Raw genomic sequence first — 14,985 nt, 5'->3', positions numbered from 1 at the left:
CGTCAGATCACCTTCGCCGCGCGCAGCTCTTCGATCCGCGCCCGGTCGTAGCCCGCGAAGCGGCGCAGCACCTCATCGGTGTGCTCCCCCACCTTGTTGGCCGGTCGCCCCGGCACGGCGGGGGTGGCGCTGAGCTTGATGGGCGAGCCGAACATCCGCAGCGCGCCCAGCGGGCCGTAGTCGGCCTCGACGATCATGTCCCGCTCGGCGGTGCCCGGGTCCTCGACGACCTCCCCGATGTCGCGGACGGCCGTCAGCGGGATGACGTCGCCCGCGAGGTCCTCGAGTTCCTGCCGGGTCCGCCCGGCGAACCAGCCGGTGACCAGCGGCTTCACCCGGCGGTCGTACGTCTCCTTGTCGAAGCGTTTGCGCATCGTGTCGATCTCGGGGTCCGTGGCCGCCTCCGGTGTGCCGAACAGCGCGCAACTGGCCGCCCAGAGCCTGTCGGTGTAGCCGCCGAAGAACACCTGCCCGTCGGCGCACGGGAACAGCTCGTACGGCCTGACCCAGGCGTGCTCGTTCCCGGCCGGTGCCGCGACCTTCCGGTCGACGGTGTAGTCGACGACGGCCGTCTCGGTCATGGCGACGACGCTGTCGACCTGGGCGACGTCGACCAGTTGGCCGACGCCGGTGCTCTCGGCGTGCCGCAGGGCGGCCAGGGTGCCGATGACGGCGAACATCGTGGCCGACAGGTCCCCGATGGTGACGCCCACCCGCACCGGCGGGGTGTCGGGGTAGCCGTTCATCGACCACAGGCCGCCCGCGGCCTGCGCGGTGCTGTCGAAGGCCGGACGGCGGCGACGGCTGCCCGTCTGGCCGTAGCCGGAGATGGCCGTGTACACCAGGCGGGGGTTGATCCCGGCCAGCACCTCGTAGCCCAGGCCGAGCTTGTCCATGGTGCCGGGCCGGAAGTTCTCGACGAGGACGTCGGCGTGGGCGACCAGGTCCTTGAGGGCCTGCTTGCCTTCGTCACGGGCCAGGTCGAGGCAGACACCGAGCTTGCCGCGGTTGTACTGGCCGTAGTACCCGCTGAACTCCTCGTCGCCCGAGCGCAGGTACGGCGGGAAGCCGCGCGAGACATCGGGGTTCGCGGGGTTCTCGACCTTGATGACGGTCGCGCCGAGGTCGGCCAGCGTCTGCGCGGCGTACGGTCCCGCCAGGACGTGGGACAGGTCGACGACGACCACTCCGGTCAGTGCGGCCCTGCCGTCGGCGCCGGTCTCCGGCTGGTCCCTGTGCATCGCGCACCCCTGCCTCTTCGTTCTCGTCGGCTCCGCCGCGTGGACACGGCCCGCGTGCCGTATGTCTGTTTCCGCCTCTGCGCCGCACGATAGCCGTGGCGCCGACCGGCGGCGATGGGCCCACCGTCCATCACCACCGCCGGATCCTGGGCCCTCGTCACTGCCGTCCCGTGGACGGCGGAACCCGCTTACGCCAGTGCCCGCAGGACGTCGGCGAGCTGGGCGACGCCCCAGGACAGCTCGCTCGGCTCGATCACCAGGGGAGGCGAGAGCCGCACGGTGGAGCCGTGGGTGTCCTTCGCGAGGACACCGCGCCGGGCCAGTTCCTCGCAGACGGTACGGCCGGTGGCGAGCGCGGGGTCGACGTCGATCCCCGCCCACAGCCCGATGGTCCGGACCGAGACCAGCCCCTGGCCGACCAACGGCGTCAGCTCGTCCCGCAGTCGCGCCCCCAGGGTCCGGGCGCGCTCCTGGTACTCCCCGGTCCTCAGCAGGTCGACGACGGCGGTCCCGATCCGGCAGGCCAGCGGGTTGCCGCCGAAGGTCGAGCCGTGCTGCCCCGGGCGCAGGACACCGAGGATGTCGCTGTCGGCGACCACCGCGGACGCGGGGACGATGCCGCCGCCGAGCGCCTTGCCCAGGATGTAGACGTCGGGCGTCACTCCGACGTGGTCGCAGGCGAAGGTCTCCCCCGTGCGCCCCAGGCCCGACTGGATCTCGTCGGCGAGGAACAGGACGCCCCGCTCGTCACAGATCCGGCGCACCGCGGGCAGATAGCCCGCGTCGGGGATGATCACACCGGCCTCGCCCTGCACCGGCTCCAGCAGCACGGCGGCGGTGTCGGGGGTGATCGCCGCCTCCAGGGCCGCGGCGTCGTTGTAGGGCACCGTCACGAAGCCCGGGGTGAACGGTCCGAATCCGTTCCTGGCGTCGGGGTCGTCGGAGAAGCCGACCACGGTGGTCGTCCGGCCGTGGAAGTTGCCGGAGGCCACGATGATCTCGGCCCGGTTCTCGCGGACGCCCTTGACCTCGTAGGCCCACTTCCTGGCGACCTTGATGGCGGTCTCGACGGCCTCCCCGCCGGTGTTCATCGGCACCATCATGTCCTTGCCGGCCAGGTCGCAGAGGGCCGCGGCGAACCGCTCCATCTCGGTGTGGTCGTAGGCGCGGCTGATCAGGGTCATGGCCGCGAGCTGGTCGTGGGCCGCCGCGAGCAGGGTGGGGTTGCCGTGGCCGAAGTTCATCGCGGAGTAGGCGCTGAGCATGTCGAGGAAACGGCTGCCCGAGGCGTCCGTGACCCAGACGCCCCGCGCGGACTCGGCCCGCACCGGAAGGGGCGCGTAGTTGTTGGCGAGACGGCTCACCCGACGGCGCGGAACGGTGGTTTCTGCGTGCACAATGTCCTCCTTGAACGTTTGTTGCGAACGTGTCGGGGCGTGGAACGTGTCGGGGGACGCGGACGCCCTGGTCCGTGTCCTGGCGGGCTCCATCGCGGAGTCGGAGGACACCATCGAGCAGATCCGCCGCACCGACCGGCTCTACCGGACCCGGAGCGCGATCGTCCTCTCGCGCCTGTTCGAGCGCGCGCTCGGCTGAGCGGTCACCGCGGGCGCGGCGCCCCGCAGCCCGCGAGGCGGCGCCATGCCAGTTCCGCCAGGAGCGCCGCGTGTTCGTCGAGGCGGGAGTCGTCGAAGACCGCCCGATCGGAGTGCATCGGACCGCTCGTACCGTCCTCGGGCCGTACGCCGAGGAAGACCAGCGTGCCGGGCACCTTTTCGAGCACGTAGGCGAAGTCCTCCGAGGCCATGCCGGGGAACGGCAGGCGCACCACCCGGTCGCCGTAGCGCTCGTCGAGCACCGCGAGCACCCGCTCGGTCTCTGCCGGGTCGTTGACCGTCACCGGGTACGACTCGACGTACTCGGTGTCGACCGCGCAGCCGTGCGCCTCGCCGAGCGCGACGGCCAGCGCCGGGAGTTCGTCACGCACCAGCGCGAGCGTCGCGGGTGACAGGGCGCGGATGTTCGCCTCCAGGCTGACGGAGGCGGCGAGGACGTTGCCCGCGGCGGAGTCGGAGGAGACACGGGTCACCGAGACCACGGCCGGGTCGGCGACCGGTATCCGGCGCGCCACGAAGGACTGCGTCGCGAGGATGATCTCGGCCGCGACCGGGACCGGGTCGAACCCGTGGTGGGGGTAGGCGGCGTGGCCCCCGGTCCCGGTCACCCGGATGTGCAGCGCGCTGACGCTCGACATCATCGGACCCGGCCGGGTGACCGCCCGGCCCTTCGGCGTCACGCAGTCGACATGGACGGCGTACGCGGCGACCGGGCGCTCGCCCGCCGCGTCCAGGACGCCTTCCTCGATCATCAGCCGACCGCCCGCGTATCCCTCCTCGCCGGGCTGGAACATGAACACGACGGTGCCGGGCAGCTGCGCGCGGCGGGCCGCGAGGAGCCGGGCGGCGCCGACCAGGCCCGCCATGTGCAGGTCGTGGCCGCAGGCGTGCATGGCGCCGTTGGCCGCCGCGAACGGCAGGCCGGTGGCCTCCAGGACCGGCAGGGCGTCCATGTCGGAGCGCAGCAGGACGACGGGGCCCGGCCGGCCGCCGCGCAGCACGGCCGTCACCGACGTCAGACCGTGCCCGGTGGTGATCTCCAGGCCGAGGCCGTCCAGCGCGGTGAGGATCGCCGCCTGCGTCCGGGGCAGGTCGAGGCCGACCTCGGGGTGGGCGTGCAGTGCGCGGCGCAGCGCCACAAGGTCGGCGAGCGCCGCGTCACCCGCGGTGAACCCCGTCACCGCGCCGCGGCCCGTTCGCCGAGCCGCGCCAGCGGTCCCGCGGCCTTGACCGACACTTCCACGGTCGGCCGGTCGCTGTAGGGGACGGGGGTCTCCAGCACGTCGACGACGGCCACTTCCAGCGGGTCGGCGCCCGCCTGGATCGCCTTGGCGATCGCCGCCTCCGACGCCTGGGCGATGGCCGCCTCCCGGTCCTCCAGCGGGCTGATCTGGTCGGCGCGGCCTCCGGCGAGCGAGATCGCGGCGCCCACCGCGTTCGCCACGTCGCCGTGGTCGGGCCGCACGATGGGACCGGCGCCCGGCAGGTCGTCGGGTACGAGGAAGCCGCCGCCGCCGACCACCACGAGCGGCAGGTCGGCGCGGCCGAGGGAGAGCCGTTCCACGGCTTCCTCGATCAGCACGTGCGCGCGCTCCAGGGCGGCGCGCAGCGCCTGCTCGTTGGCTGCCGTCTGGGCGGGGAGGGTCCGTCCGGCGATCGAGGCCCCCGCGAGGGCCGCCGCGTCGGTCAGGGTCGGCGTCCGGCCGCCGAAGAGCAGGCCCTCCGTCGCGATCCGGTAGCCCACCGAGCCCGGTCCGACAGCGCCGGTCACCGGGTCGATGGTCGTACCGCCGCCCACGCCGAGGCTGAGGATGTCGGGCATCCGGAAGTTGGTCCGTACGCCGCCGATCTCGCGGGGCAGCGTGGACTCGCGGGGGAATCCGTTCACCACGACGCCCAGGTCCGAGGTGGTGCCGCCGACGTCGATGACGATCGCGTTGGTGGCGCCGGAGAGGTAGGCCGCGCCGCGGATGGAGTTCGCGGGGCCGGAGCCGATGGTGAGCACCGGGTACCGGGCGGCGTAGTCCAGCGACATCAGCGTGCCGTCGTTCTGCGCGAAGAAGGTGACGGCGTCGAGCCCTTCCTCGTCGACGACCGTCACCAGGGCCTCGGTGACCGAGCGGGCCACGCTGTGCAGCGCCGCGTTGAGGACGGTGGCGTTCTCCCGCTCCAGCAGACCGGTGGGACCGATGTCGTGACTGAGGAAGACGCGCGCGTCGGGGCCGAGGTGGGCGCGGAGCAGTTCGGCGACCTCGAGTTCCTGGTCCGGCATCGAGGGGCTGAAGATGCCGGTCACGGCGACGGCGTCGAAGTGGTCGAGGCCGTCGAGGAAGCGCAGGATGGCGTCCCGGTCCAGTGGCGCGATCGGCGTGCCGTCGACCATGTGGCCGCCGCCGACCATCGCGGACCCGGCCAGGATGAGCCCGGCGAGATCGCCCGGCCAGCCGAGCAGCGGCGGGTACTCGGTCGCCGCCGGGGCGCCGAGCCGGATGGTCGCCACCCGGTCGAGCTGCCGCCGGGCGACGATCGCGTTGGTGGCGTGCGTGGTGCCGAGCATGACCCGTGAGACCCGTGACCGGTCCTCGCCGAGCGCTGTGAGCACATGGGCGATTCCGGCCCTGATGCCGCCGGTGACGTCGTCGGTCGTCGCCTGCTTGGTGTGGGCGAGCACGGTGCCGGTGCTGTCGATGGCGACGGCGTCGGTGTTGGTGCCGCCGACGTCGACGCCGATGGAGAGATCGCGCGTGGCCGTCATCGGGTGCTTCCTTCGAAGGGGGTGTAGGTCAGCTCGTATCCGAACGCCCGCGGTCCGGCCAGTTCCAGGCCGCGCGGTGTCCGCCAGATCGGGTCGCAGGCCCAGGCGAGTACGGAGACGCGCTGGCCGTACCGCAGCATCTCGGTGGTGATCGCGTGGCCGGTCTCGGCGTCGATGATGGTGACGTTGTCGGGGACGCTCACGAGCACTTCGCCGTCCTCCAGGACGACCAGGTTCTCGTTCTGGATCTCCAGGCGCTGGAGCCTGCCGCGGTCGGTGCCCGTACCGGCGATCGTCACGGAGCCGCGGGAGAAACCGCCGACGGTGCGGCGGTCGAGGTCGGTGATCTTGCCGGTGAGCAGGATCGAGCCGCCGAGCTCCGCGGCCACGGCGGCGACCGGCTCGGGTGAGGAGAGCAGGGCGTGGCCGACGCGGATGGCGGCGCTGACCGTGCCCTCGACGACGGCGCCCTTGGCCGTCTCGGCCGTGAGGGGGTAGTGCACGCCGAGGCAGATGGAGCCGCTGGCGACGGTGAGGGCGCGCGCGTGCCGCTCCAGCCAGTGCAGGTCGACGGTCTTGAGCACCGAGACGTTGCCGACCACGTCGCTCAGGACGGAGAAGTCGCACGGGACTCCGGCGACGTTCATGGCGACCATCGCCGCGTCGGGGAAGGCCCGGCCCATGCCGTCGGCGTCGAGCAGCTTCAGCCCGAGGCGGGAGGCCCAGCCCACCGGCCCGACGCCGTTGCTGCCGCCGATCTCCGCGGCCATGAGGGCGGTGATGGGGCGGCCGGCGACGGCCTCTGCCTCGCGGACGAGGAGGTCGACCTGGCGGTTGGAGGAGAGCATCTCGATGCCCACGGTGGGGGCGCCGATGCCCGACATGAGGATCACCAGGTCGTCGGGGCCGAGATCGTCGACGGTGACCAGGGGCACCGGGCCGTTCGCGCGGAGCGCTTCCTCGGCGACGATCTGCGAGGTGTAGACCGCCCCGCCGCCCCCGGTGCCGAAGATCGCTGTGCCCGCGGCCAGCGCCGCGACGTCTGAGGCCGCGACGGCGGAGGCCCTGTGAGGGGCGGGCGCGTCGAGGGGTGTGTGAACCATGGGCCTCACGATATGGCGACGCCCTGACCGCACCTATGGCCCGAGAGTCCAGAGAATCGCGTCATACTGTGCTGATGGCACAACTGACCGTCTCCGACCTCGCCGCCCAGGGCGACCGCCTCGGCATCCGGCACCGCGCCGGGCCCGCGGACGGGCGCGCCGTCGTACGGGTGGACGTCTCGCCGCTCGACCTGCTGGGCACCGTGCCCGCCGGAACCCTCGTCATCGTGCCCGGCACCGAGCACCCGCCGCCGTACCGGCTGGACGTGGCGCTGCGTCAGGCGAGCGCGCGCGAGGTCGCGGGGCTCGTGTTCACGACCGAGCTGACCCTGCCCGACACCGCAAGGGTGCTCGCCGACCGCGGCGGTGTGCCGGTCTTCGCCGCTCCCGGCGCGCGGTCGGCCGATCTGGCCCTCGTGGTCGACCGGCTGCTGTCGGGCGGCGCGTCCGAGGCGATCATGCGGGCGACGCACGCCATCGAGAAGGCCACCGAGGCCGCGGCGGGACCGGACGGGACGCCCGAGCACATCCTCGCCGAGGCCAACCGCATGCTCGGCTCGGAGCTCGCCGTGGTGGAGGACGCCACCGTGACCTGGTCGGCGGCCGACGCGGTCTGCGTCGGCGAGGTGCCGATCGGGCGGCTCGTCGGGAACCGGTCGGACCCGGCGATGGCCATCGCCCTGCCCGTCGTCGCCTCGCTGCTGTCGCGGGCCGCACAGCGCCAGATCAGCGACCGTTTCGCGCCCACCCAGTCGCGGTCGGACCTCATCGTCGAGCTGGTGCTCGCCGAGTCCCACCGGGTCGAGGGCTTCGTCGGCCAGGCCGCGATGCTCGGGCTCCCCCTCCAGCTCTCGCACGTCGCGGCCTGGCTGATCCCGACCGGCCTCGACAACCCCGAGGCGCGGGCTCCGCGCAGCGTGCAGCCCGCGCTTGAGCTGTTCGCGCTCCAACTGGTCGACGGCCGGGACGAGATGTGGCACGTCGCGTTCGTCCAGGACGACCTGCTCCTGGTCAGCACCGAGGAGCACGGCGCGGGCGACCACCAGCGGCGGCTGCGGGAGGTGGCCGTCCGGCTCCAGGAGTACGCGCGCGGCCTGACCGGGCACGGGTGGGAGTACACGCTCGGCCTCGGCACCCCGCAGACGGGGGCGGCGGGGCTGCGTTCGTCCGCCGCGGAGGCGCGGATCGCCGCCGGTTCCGCGATCGCGGCCGGGCGCCTCGGCAGCGTCGAACTGACGGACGTGACGGGCCTGCGCCGGGTGCTGCTCGACGTGTACGCCTCCCCGACCAGCCGCAGCCTGCTGGCGGACATCCTGCTGCCGCTGGACGCGCTCGGACCCGAGCGGGCGCACATCTCGGTGCAGACGCTGCTCGCCTACCTGTCGCACCGCAACTCCCTGGCCCACGCGGGCCGCGAGCTGAATCTGCACCCCAACGCCGTCGGCTACCGGCTCAAGCGGGTCCGCGACACGCTCCAGCTCGACCTCGACGACCCGGACACGCGCTTCGCGGTCGAACTCGCCTGCCGGGTGCGGCTGCTCGGCGCCAGCCGCCGCTGAGCAGCGGCGCCGGGCACGGCGCGGTCAGTCGCGCACGGCGCGCATCCGCGCGGCAAGGCCGGGGTTCGCGTACGGGCCGTCCCCGTCGAGGGCCGCGAGGATGCGCGCGACGACCGGTTCCGGCTTGTCCTGGCTCATCTTCTCCTTGGTGACCGCGCGGGTGACCCGCATGCGGAAGCCGACCGTGCCGTGCACGATGCGCTGCGCGTAGGCGGCGTTCTCCGCCGTGCCGCGCATCAGGAACGGGTTGGGCACGGGCGCCTCGAAGTGGGCCACGAGCCGGTCGAGGACGGCCAGATTCTCCTCGTCGGAGAGGATGTCGGGCACGCCGTACAGGTGGGCGGTGGCGAAGTTCCAGGTGGGTACGGCGGTGGGCAGGTCGTACCAGCTCGGCGAGATGTAGCCGCTGGGGCCGTAGACGACCACGCACAGCTCCTGGGTGCCGAGCCGGTGCAGCGCCTCGTCGGGGCGGCCGACATGGCTGACCAGCACCAGTTCGCCGGGGGCCGTGGAGTCTTCTGGGGCCCCGGACTCCTCGGGCTCCTCGATCAGGAACGGGTAGTGCGAGACGACGGGCCCCGCGCCGTCGGCGCCGTTGGACACCATGGTCGCCCAGGGGTGTCCGCGCAGCAGGTCCGCGGCCCAGGCGAGGCCGCCGCCGGTGTACTCGGGGGTCTCACGCATGGTCGCTCCGCTCCGCTCGCGCCGCCGTGCGCGCGAACGCGCGGACGAAGTCGGGCCACAGCTCGCGCGGGATGTCGTGGCCCATCTCCTCGTAGAGGTGCACCTCGGCCCGCGGCATGATCTCCGCGAAGGCCAGCGCGGCCCGCCAGTGCAGGGACTGGTCGCCGCGCCCGTGGATGACCAGCGTCGGCACCGTGACCTCGCGCAGGTCGTCGCGGCGCTCCAACGGGCCGCGCAGCATGGCGTTCCACTGCCGCACCAGGCCGTCGGGCCGGTAGACCCGGTCGTAGTAGCGGGCGCCGAGGGCGGCCGACTCCTCGGCGTCGAAGGGGAAGCCCGGCGACTGGTAGTTCCGCTGGCCGCCGACGAACATCTCGATGTAGGCCGCGCGGTCCAGCCGTTCGGGCGCCCGCGACACCGGCCGACCGTCCCCGTGCGTCCCGACCAGGAACTCCGGCTCGCTCGACGGCGAGGTCGACATCAGGCCCAGGCTCGCGACCCGTCCGGGGTGCTCGATCGCGACCAACTGCGCGATGTAGCCGCCCATCGACATACCGGCCAGGTGAGCCCGGCCGATGCCGAGGTGGTCGAGGAGCGCGACGACGTCGTCGGCCATGTCGGAGAGGTCGTACGTGGCGGCGAACTCGTCGGGTCCGCCGGTCTGCTGGGAGAGCCCGACGTCCCGGTTGTCCGGGCGTACGACGTAGAAGCCCGCGTCGGCCAACATCGCCACGAACGCGTCGTGCCAGCCGATGAGTTGGGCGCCGCCGCCGTGCACGAGCACCAGCGGACGCCCGGCCGGGTCGCCGTCGGTCTCGTAATGGACCTCGATGCCGGCGGGTGTGATGAGGGTGGGCATCGGATCTCCTACAGGTTCGTCCAGGTGGGCCGGCCGCCCAGCACGGTGGCGGCGACCGGCAGGGTGCGCAGCGCTTCGGCGTCCAGCTCCAGCGGGTCCTCGTCGAGGACGACGAGGTCGGCCGGGTCACCGGCCGTCACGTCCATCCGGCCGCGGGCGCTCGCGGACAGGGCCGCCTCGCGGGTGATCCGCTCGTCCGGGTGCCAGGGCTCGCGGCCGTCGCGGCTGCGCGAGACGGCGGCGCTGATCGCCACCCACGGGTCGAGCGGCGAGACGGGCGCGTCGGAGCCGAGCGCGAGGGTCGCCCCCGCGTCCAGCAGCGAGCGGAACGCGAACGCCCGGTCGCTGCGGCCCGCCCAGTGCGTGTCGGCGACGTCGCGGTCGTCCATGGCGTGCTCGGGCTGCACGCTCGCGACCAGGCCGAGCCGGCCGAAGCGGGCGAAGTCGGCGGCGGACACGAGCTGGGCGTGCTCGACGGTGCCCGGTATGCCCAGGCGCTCGAAGGCGTCGATCACCTGGGTGTTGGCGCGGTCGCCGATGGCGTGGACGGCCGCCGCGATGCCCGCCGCGTCCGCGCGGGCGAGCAGTTCCCCGACGCGCTCGGGTGCGACGGACTGCACCCCGCACGGGTGCGGGTGGTCGGCGGGCAGCCCCGGATAGGGGTCCCAGCACAGCGCCGTACGGGTGTTGAGGGAGCCGTCGACCACGATCTTGAGCCGCCCCATGGTGATGAGCCCGCTCGGTTCGAGGAGGTCGCCGGTCCGCAGGCCGCGGCCGATCGCGTCGTCGAGCCGGTCGGGCCACACCGACGCCTCCACGCGCAGGGCGGTCACTCCGGCGGCGACCCGCTCGGGCCAGAAGCGGGTGATGTCGGCGTTCTCGAAGTCCACGATCCCGACGACGCCCCTGGCCGCTGCGGCCTGGGCCGCGGCCCGGTGGTCGGCGGCCTCGGGCCGGTGGTCGCGGTCGAGGACGTCGAGCGTTCCAATCCACTCGGTCTCGCGCAGCACGCCGTCCTCGGGCGGGCGCACGCCGAGGCGGCGCGCGGCGGCGGAGTTGAGCCAGCCGCAGTGCAGGTCGCCGGAGACGAGCACCAGGCCGCGGTCGGCCGATATCGCGTCGAGGGCGGCCAGGCTCGGGGCGTCGGGCCACAGCGCGTCCCGGAAGCCGTAGCCGACCAGGAGGTCGGACGCGGTGGCGGCCAGCGCGTCGCGCATGATCGTGGCCGCGTGCGCGGCGGACGTGGCGGGGGCGAGGTCGACCCGGCGGCTGCGGATGACCCACTGGTCGAAGTGGGTGTGCGCGTCCCACAGGCCGGGGCGCACGAAGCGCCCGTCGAGGTCGAGGGCCGCCGCCGACGGGAGGTCGCCGCCGGTCGGCGCGACGCTCTCGATCAGGCCGTCGCGCAGCACGAGGTCCCACTGCCCCGGGGTGCGCGGGATGCGCGCGCGGCGCAGGACGAGGTCGGGCACGGGGCTCATGGGCGACCGCATCTCAGGTGTTCCTCCGGAACTCAGGGGTCTTCAGGGTCGAGGGGTGCCGTCGAGGTCGAGGCTGGTGTCGAGGTCGGGAGCAGCGTCGAGGTCGGCAGCGTCGTCGAGGTCGGCGGTGTCGTCGAGGGAAGCGTCGTCGAGGTCGTCGAGATCGAGCGGCCTTCCCATCACGGGGATCGACCGCAGCAATTCGCGGGTGTAGGGATTGGCGGGGTCGGCGAGCACGGCGTCGGTGGGCCCGTGCTCGACGACGCGGCCGGCCCGCATGACGGTGACCTCGTCGCTCACGTAGCGCACCACGGCGAGGTTGTGCGAGATGAACAGCATGGTCAGATGGAGTTCGCTCTGGAGCTCGCGCAGCAGATTGAGGACCACGCCCTGGACGCTGACGTCGAGCGCCGAGGTGATCTCGTCGGCGACGAGTACGGCGGGTTCGGCCGCCAGCGCCCGCGCGATGGTGATCCGTTGCCGCTGGCCGCCGGAGAAGCGGGCCGGTCGGTCGCCCGCCCGGGACGGGTCGATGTGGACGAGGTCGAGCAGTTCGCGGACCCGTGTCTCCCGGTCGGTCCGGTTGAGCCGCCGCCCGGTGGCGAGCAGGCCCTCCGCGACGGAGACGCCCACGGGCATTCGCGGGTCGAGCGCAGCCAGCGGGTCCTGGAAGACCATCTGCACCCGGCGGCGGGCCAGTCTGGCCTCGCGCGAGCGGGCGGTGAGGTCGACGCCGTCGAGGCGTACGGTGCCCGCGTCGGCGCGCGCCAGCCCCACGGCGACCCGCGCCATGGTCGACTTGCCGGACCCCGACTCGCCGACGAGCCCGAGCGTCCGGCCGGAGCGGACGACGAGCGAGGCGTCGTCGACGGCCGTCTGGGCGGCCCGGCCGTGGCCGAAGCGCACCGTGACGTGGTCGAATTCGAGCGTGCTCACGCGGTCGCCTCCTCCTGTGTGGCGACGCCGACCACCGGCAGCGCGCGGGTCCTGTCGGTCGTCATGTCGGGCACGCAGGCGATCAGACCGCGCGTGTACGGGTGCCGTGCCTCGTCCAGCCGTCGCGCGTCCAGCCACTCGACCACCACGCCGTCCCGCATGACGGCGATGCGGTCGCAGAAGCCGCTCACCAGGGCGATGTCGTGGGAGATCAGCAGGATCGCGGCGCCGGTCCGCTCGCGGGCGTCGCGCAGCGCACGCATCACCTGCCGCTGCACCGTCACGTCCAGGGCGGTCGTGGGCTCGTCGGCGATGATCAGCCGGGGCGTCCCCATCAGGCCCATCGCGATCATGGCGCGCTGCCGCATGCCGCCGGAGAACTCGTGGGGCAGCTGCCGGATCCGCCGTTCCGGGTCGGGGATGCGCACCAGGGCGAGGGCGTCCAGGGCCCGCTTCGTCGCGGCGCCGCGCGCCACACCCGCGTGGATCTCGCTGGCCTCGGTGAGCTGCCGGCCGACGGTGAGGGCCGGGTTGAGCGAGGACAGCGGGTCCTGGAAGATCATCGCCTGTTCCAGGCCGAGCCTGCGCCGCTCGGCGGCCCTGGGCCGCCGTTCCATGTCGATGCCGCGGAAGACCAGGCGTTCGCTCTCCACCAGCGCCTCGGGGCCGAGCAGTCCGGCCAGGGCCATGGCGGTGACCGACTTGCCGGAGCCCGACTCGCCGACGATGCCGACGACCTCCCCCGGTCCGATCGTCAGGTCCACGCCGTGCACCCGCTGGACCAGGGAGCCGTCGTCGGCGCGGAAGGAGACCCGCAGGTTCTTCACCTCGGCGACGGCGTCGCCCTCGGCCGGGGTGACGCCCGCGCCGTCCGACCGGGGGCGTACGGCGTGCACGGTCCGGGCGCGGGACTGGCTGAGCACCTCGCCCAGCAGCGAGAACAGCACACCGGTGAGCACGATCGCGATGCCCGGCCCGATCGCCGCCATGGGCGCCGAGTAGATGCGCTTGGAGCCCTCGTTGAGCAGCCGTCCCCAGTCGTACTGCGTGGGTTGCACGCCCAGGCCGAGGAAGGACAGCGCGGCGAAGGAGAGCAGCGTGGCCGACGCGTGCGCGGCGATGTTGACGACCAGCGGCGGCAGGATGTTCGGCAGGACGTGCCGCCGCGCGGTGCGCAGCGGCGGGCTGCCGACCAGCCGCGCGGCGTGCACGTAGTCGGTGTTGGCGACCGACGAGGCGAGGGTGGAGACCAGGCGCGCGAAGACCGGGACGCCCGCGAAGCCGATCGCGAACATCGCGCCGCGCGCCGTCGCGCCCCAGATGACGGAGAAGAACAGCGCGAGCAGCAGCCACGGGAACGACAGCAGGATGTCGATGAAGGCGGTGACCAGGCGGCGCGGCGCGCGCGGCAGCACCGCGGCGACGATGCCGAGCACGACCCCGCCCGCGACGGAGATGCCCGCGGCGCCCAGGGTCAACAGCACCGACAGGCGGGTGGCGACGACGGTGCGGGCGAACAGGTCGCGGCCGAGTTCGTCGGTGCCGAAGGGGTGGGAGAGGCTGACCGGTGCCTGGCGGCCCGCGATGTTCCGGGTGGTGGCCGCGTGGTCGAACACGAAGGGGCCGACGACCGCGGCGAGCACGACGAGCGTGAGACCGGCGAGTACGGCGATGCCCTGCGGGGTGAGGAGGGTACGGCGCAGCATGGTCATGCCTCCGCGATCGTCGAGCGCGGGTCCAGGATCGCGATGGCGAGGTCCACGACGAGATTCGCCCCGAGGACGAGCAGCGCGTACACGAGCACGATCCCCTGGATCAGCGGGTAGTCCTTGGCCGTGATCGAGGAGACGATCGTGGACCCGATGCCGGGCACGGTGAACACCGTCTCCACGAGCACGGTGCCCGCGACGAGTCCGACCAGCACCACGCCGCCCGCGGTGAGGGTGGCGGTGACGATGTTGGGCAGCGCGTGCCGCAGGTACAGCAGCCGGCCGGGCAGCCGCTTGCTGCGCGCGGTGGTCAGGTACGGGGCGTCCAGCACGCGCAGCATCTCGATGTGCACGATCCGGGCCAGGTAGGCCAGCGGCCCGATGGCCAGCGCGAGCACGGGCAGCACCGCCTGGCCGGGCGTGCCCCATCCCGCGGGCGGGAAGAGCGGCAGGCCGACGCCGAGGGTCGCGATGAGCAGCACCGCGAGCAGGAAGTTCGGGATCGCGATGAGGATGCCGAGCAGTCCCGACACCCCGAGGTCGAGGAAGCGGCGGCGACCGCTCCGGGCCGAGACCGCCGTGGCGACGCCGATCGGGAACGCGCCGACGACGGCGACGAGGAAGGAGATCACGGCCAGCAGCAGCGTGGTGGGCAGCCGCTCGCCGAGGATCTGGGAGACCGGTCGCTGCGAGGTGATCGACGTACCGAGGTCGCCGTGCAGCAGCGCGGTGACGTAGTGGGTGAACTGGGCCCACAGCGACTGGTCGAGGCCGAGCTGCTGGCGCAGCGCGTTCACCGTCGACAGCGGGGCGGTGGGCCCCAGGGCCGCTCGTACCGGGTCGCCCGGCACGAGCTGGACCATGAAGAACGACGCCACCAGCACGACGGCGAACGAGATCGCCGCGCGACGCAGTCGTTGCAGGACGAATTCGAGCCTCGGCGATCCGGCCAGGAGCCGGGGGCGCCCGGCCCGAGCGGCGGCCGGTTCGGCCTGCTCGGGGGGCGCGGCGGTGGTGACCGCGTTCGAAGGGATCGTCATGC

13 protein-coding genes are annotated in these 14,985 nt (G+C 73.3%); 2 read left to right on the top strand and 11 right to left on the bottom strand.

The window, feature by feature from the left end; translation table 11 throughout:
• Positions 1 to 2: 2 nt before the first annotated feature.
• Entirely contained in the window at positions 3 to 1,241 is a 1,239-nt protein-coding gene (locus ACIQCJ_RS23395) for a CoA transferase (RefSeq protein ID WP_391046371.1), read from the bottom strand.
• 188 nt (positions 1,242 to 1,429) lie between these two features.
• Complete coding sequence (rocD, locus tag ACIQCJ_RS23390) at positions 1,430 to 2,731, bottom strand: ornithine--oxo-acid transaminase (RefSeq protein WP_402712402.1); 1,302 nt, start codon at positions 2,729 to 2,731, stop codon at positions 1,430 to 1,432.
• Between rocD and ACIQCJ_RS23385 the strand changes: the two genes are divergently transcribed.
• Positions 2,649 to 2,837, top strand: coding sequence for an Lrp/AsnC ligand binding domain-containing protein (locus ACIQCJ_RS23385; RefSeq protein ID WP_402712401.1), 189 nt, complete (start codon positions 2,649 to 2,651; stop codon positions 2,835 to 2,837). The genes rocD and ACIQCJ_RS23385 overlap by 83 nt on opposite strands.
• A gap of 4 nt (positions 2,838 to 2,841) precedes the next feature.
• On the opposite strand, the gene ACIQCJ_RS23380 is transcribed toward ACIQCJ_RS23385, so the two are convergent.
• From ACIQCJ_RS23380 to ACIQCJ_RS23370, 3 genes are read right to left on the bottom strand one after another with little or no spacing between them, the layout of a single operon-like run.
• Positions 2,842 to 4,038 (bottom strand): M20 family metallopeptidase, encoded by a 1,197-nt coding sequence (locus tag ACIQCJ_RS23380; protein ID WP_402712400.1) that lies wholly within the window; start codon positions 4,036 to 4,038, stop codon positions 2,842 to 2,844.
• Positions 4,035 to 5,612, bottom strand: coding sequence for a hydantoinase/oxoprolinase N-terminal domain-containing protein (locus ACIQCJ_RS23375; RefSeq protein WP_391160967.1), 1,578 nt, complete (start codon positions 5,610 to 5,612; stop codon positions 4,035 to 4,037). Before ACIQCJ_RS23375 ends, ACIQCJ_RS23380 begins: the two co-directional genes overlap by 4 nt.
• Positions 5,609 to 6,715, bottom strand: a complete 1,107-nt coding sequence (locus ACIQCJ_RS23370; RefSeq protein WP_391046362.1) for a DUF917 family protein — start codon at positions 6,713 to 6,715, stop codon at positions 5,609 to 5,611. Before ACIQCJ_RS23370 ends, ACIQCJ_RS23375 begins: the two co-directional genes overlap by 4 nt.
• Positions 6,716 to 6,789: 74 nt before the next feature.
• Here ACIQCJ_RS23370 and ACIQCJ_RS23365 point away from each other — a divergent pair, with 74 nt between their 5' ends.
• Positions 6,790 to 8,274 (top strand): helix-turn-helix domain-containing protein, encoded by a 1,485-nt coding sequence (locus tag ACIQCJ_RS23365; RefSeq protein WP_355332829.1) that lies wholly within the window; start codon positions 6,790 to 6,792, stop codon positions 8,272 to 8,274.
• Between the two features lie 24 nt (positions 8,275 to 8,298).
• On the opposite strand, the gene ACIQCJ_RS23360 is transcribed toward ACIQCJ_RS23365, so the two are convergent.
• From ACIQCJ_RS23360 to ACIQCJ_RS23335, 6 genes are read right to left on the bottom strand one after another with little or no spacing between them, the layout of a single operon-like run.
• Entirely contained in the window at positions 8,299 to 8,958 is a 660-nt protein-coding gene (locus tag ACIQCJ_RS23360) for an FMN-binding negative transcriptional regulator (RefSeq protein ID WP_402712399.1), read from the bottom strand.
• Positions 8,951 to 9,817, bottom strand: coding sequence for an alpha/beta fold hydrolase (locus tag ACIQCJ_RS23355; RefSeq protein WP_402712398.1), 867 nt, complete (start codon positions 9,815 to 9,817; stop codon positions 8,951 to 8,953). Before ACIQCJ_RS23355 ends, ACIQCJ_RS23360 begins: the two co-directional genes overlap by 8 nt.
• 8 nt (positions 9,818 to 9,825) lie before the next feature.
• Positions 9,826 to 11,310: an amidohydrolase family protein gene (locus ACIQCJ_RS23350; protein WP_391046354.1), complete on the bottom strand. Its 1,485-nt coding sequence runs from the start codon at positions 11,308 to 11,310 to the stop codon at positions 9,826 to 9,828.
• A gap of 30 nt (positions 11,311 to 11,340) precedes the next feature.
• A complete protein-coding gene (locus ACIQCJ_RS23345) occupies positions 11,341 to 12,234 on the bottom strand; it encodes an ABC transporter ATP-binding protein (protein WP_402712397.1) in 894 nt (297 codons plus the stop codon).
• Complete coding sequence (locus tag ACIQCJ_RS23340; protein WP_402712396.1) at positions 12,231 to 13,946, bottom strand: dipeptide/oligopeptide/nickel ABC transporter permease/ATP-binding protein; 1,716 nt, start codon at positions 13,944 to 13,946, stop codon at positions 12,231 to 12,233. Before ACIQCJ_RS23340 ends, ACIQCJ_RS23345 begins: the two co-directional genes overlap by 4 nt.
• Positions 13,943 to 14,983 carry an ABC transporter permease gene (locus tag ACIQCJ_RS23335; RefSeq protein WP_402712395.1) on the bottom strand — a complete coding sequence of 347 codons (1,041 nt, stop codon included), beginning with the start codon at positions 14,981 to 14,983 and terminating at the stop codon, positions 13,943 to 13,945. The genes ACIQCJ_RS23340 and ACIQCJ_RS23335 overlap by 4 nt, the downstream gene beginning before the upstream one ends.
• Positions 14,984 to 14,985: the final 2 nt, after the last annotated feature.

Source organism: Streptomyces sp. NPDC093221 (genome assembly GCF_044753885.1).
Classification (GTDB): Bacteria; Actinomycetota; Actinomycetes; order Streptomycetales; family Streptomycetaceae; genus Actinacidiphila.
Note: the sequence above shows the minus strand (reverse complement) of the source record. Positions and strands in the feature narration are given on the sequence as shown.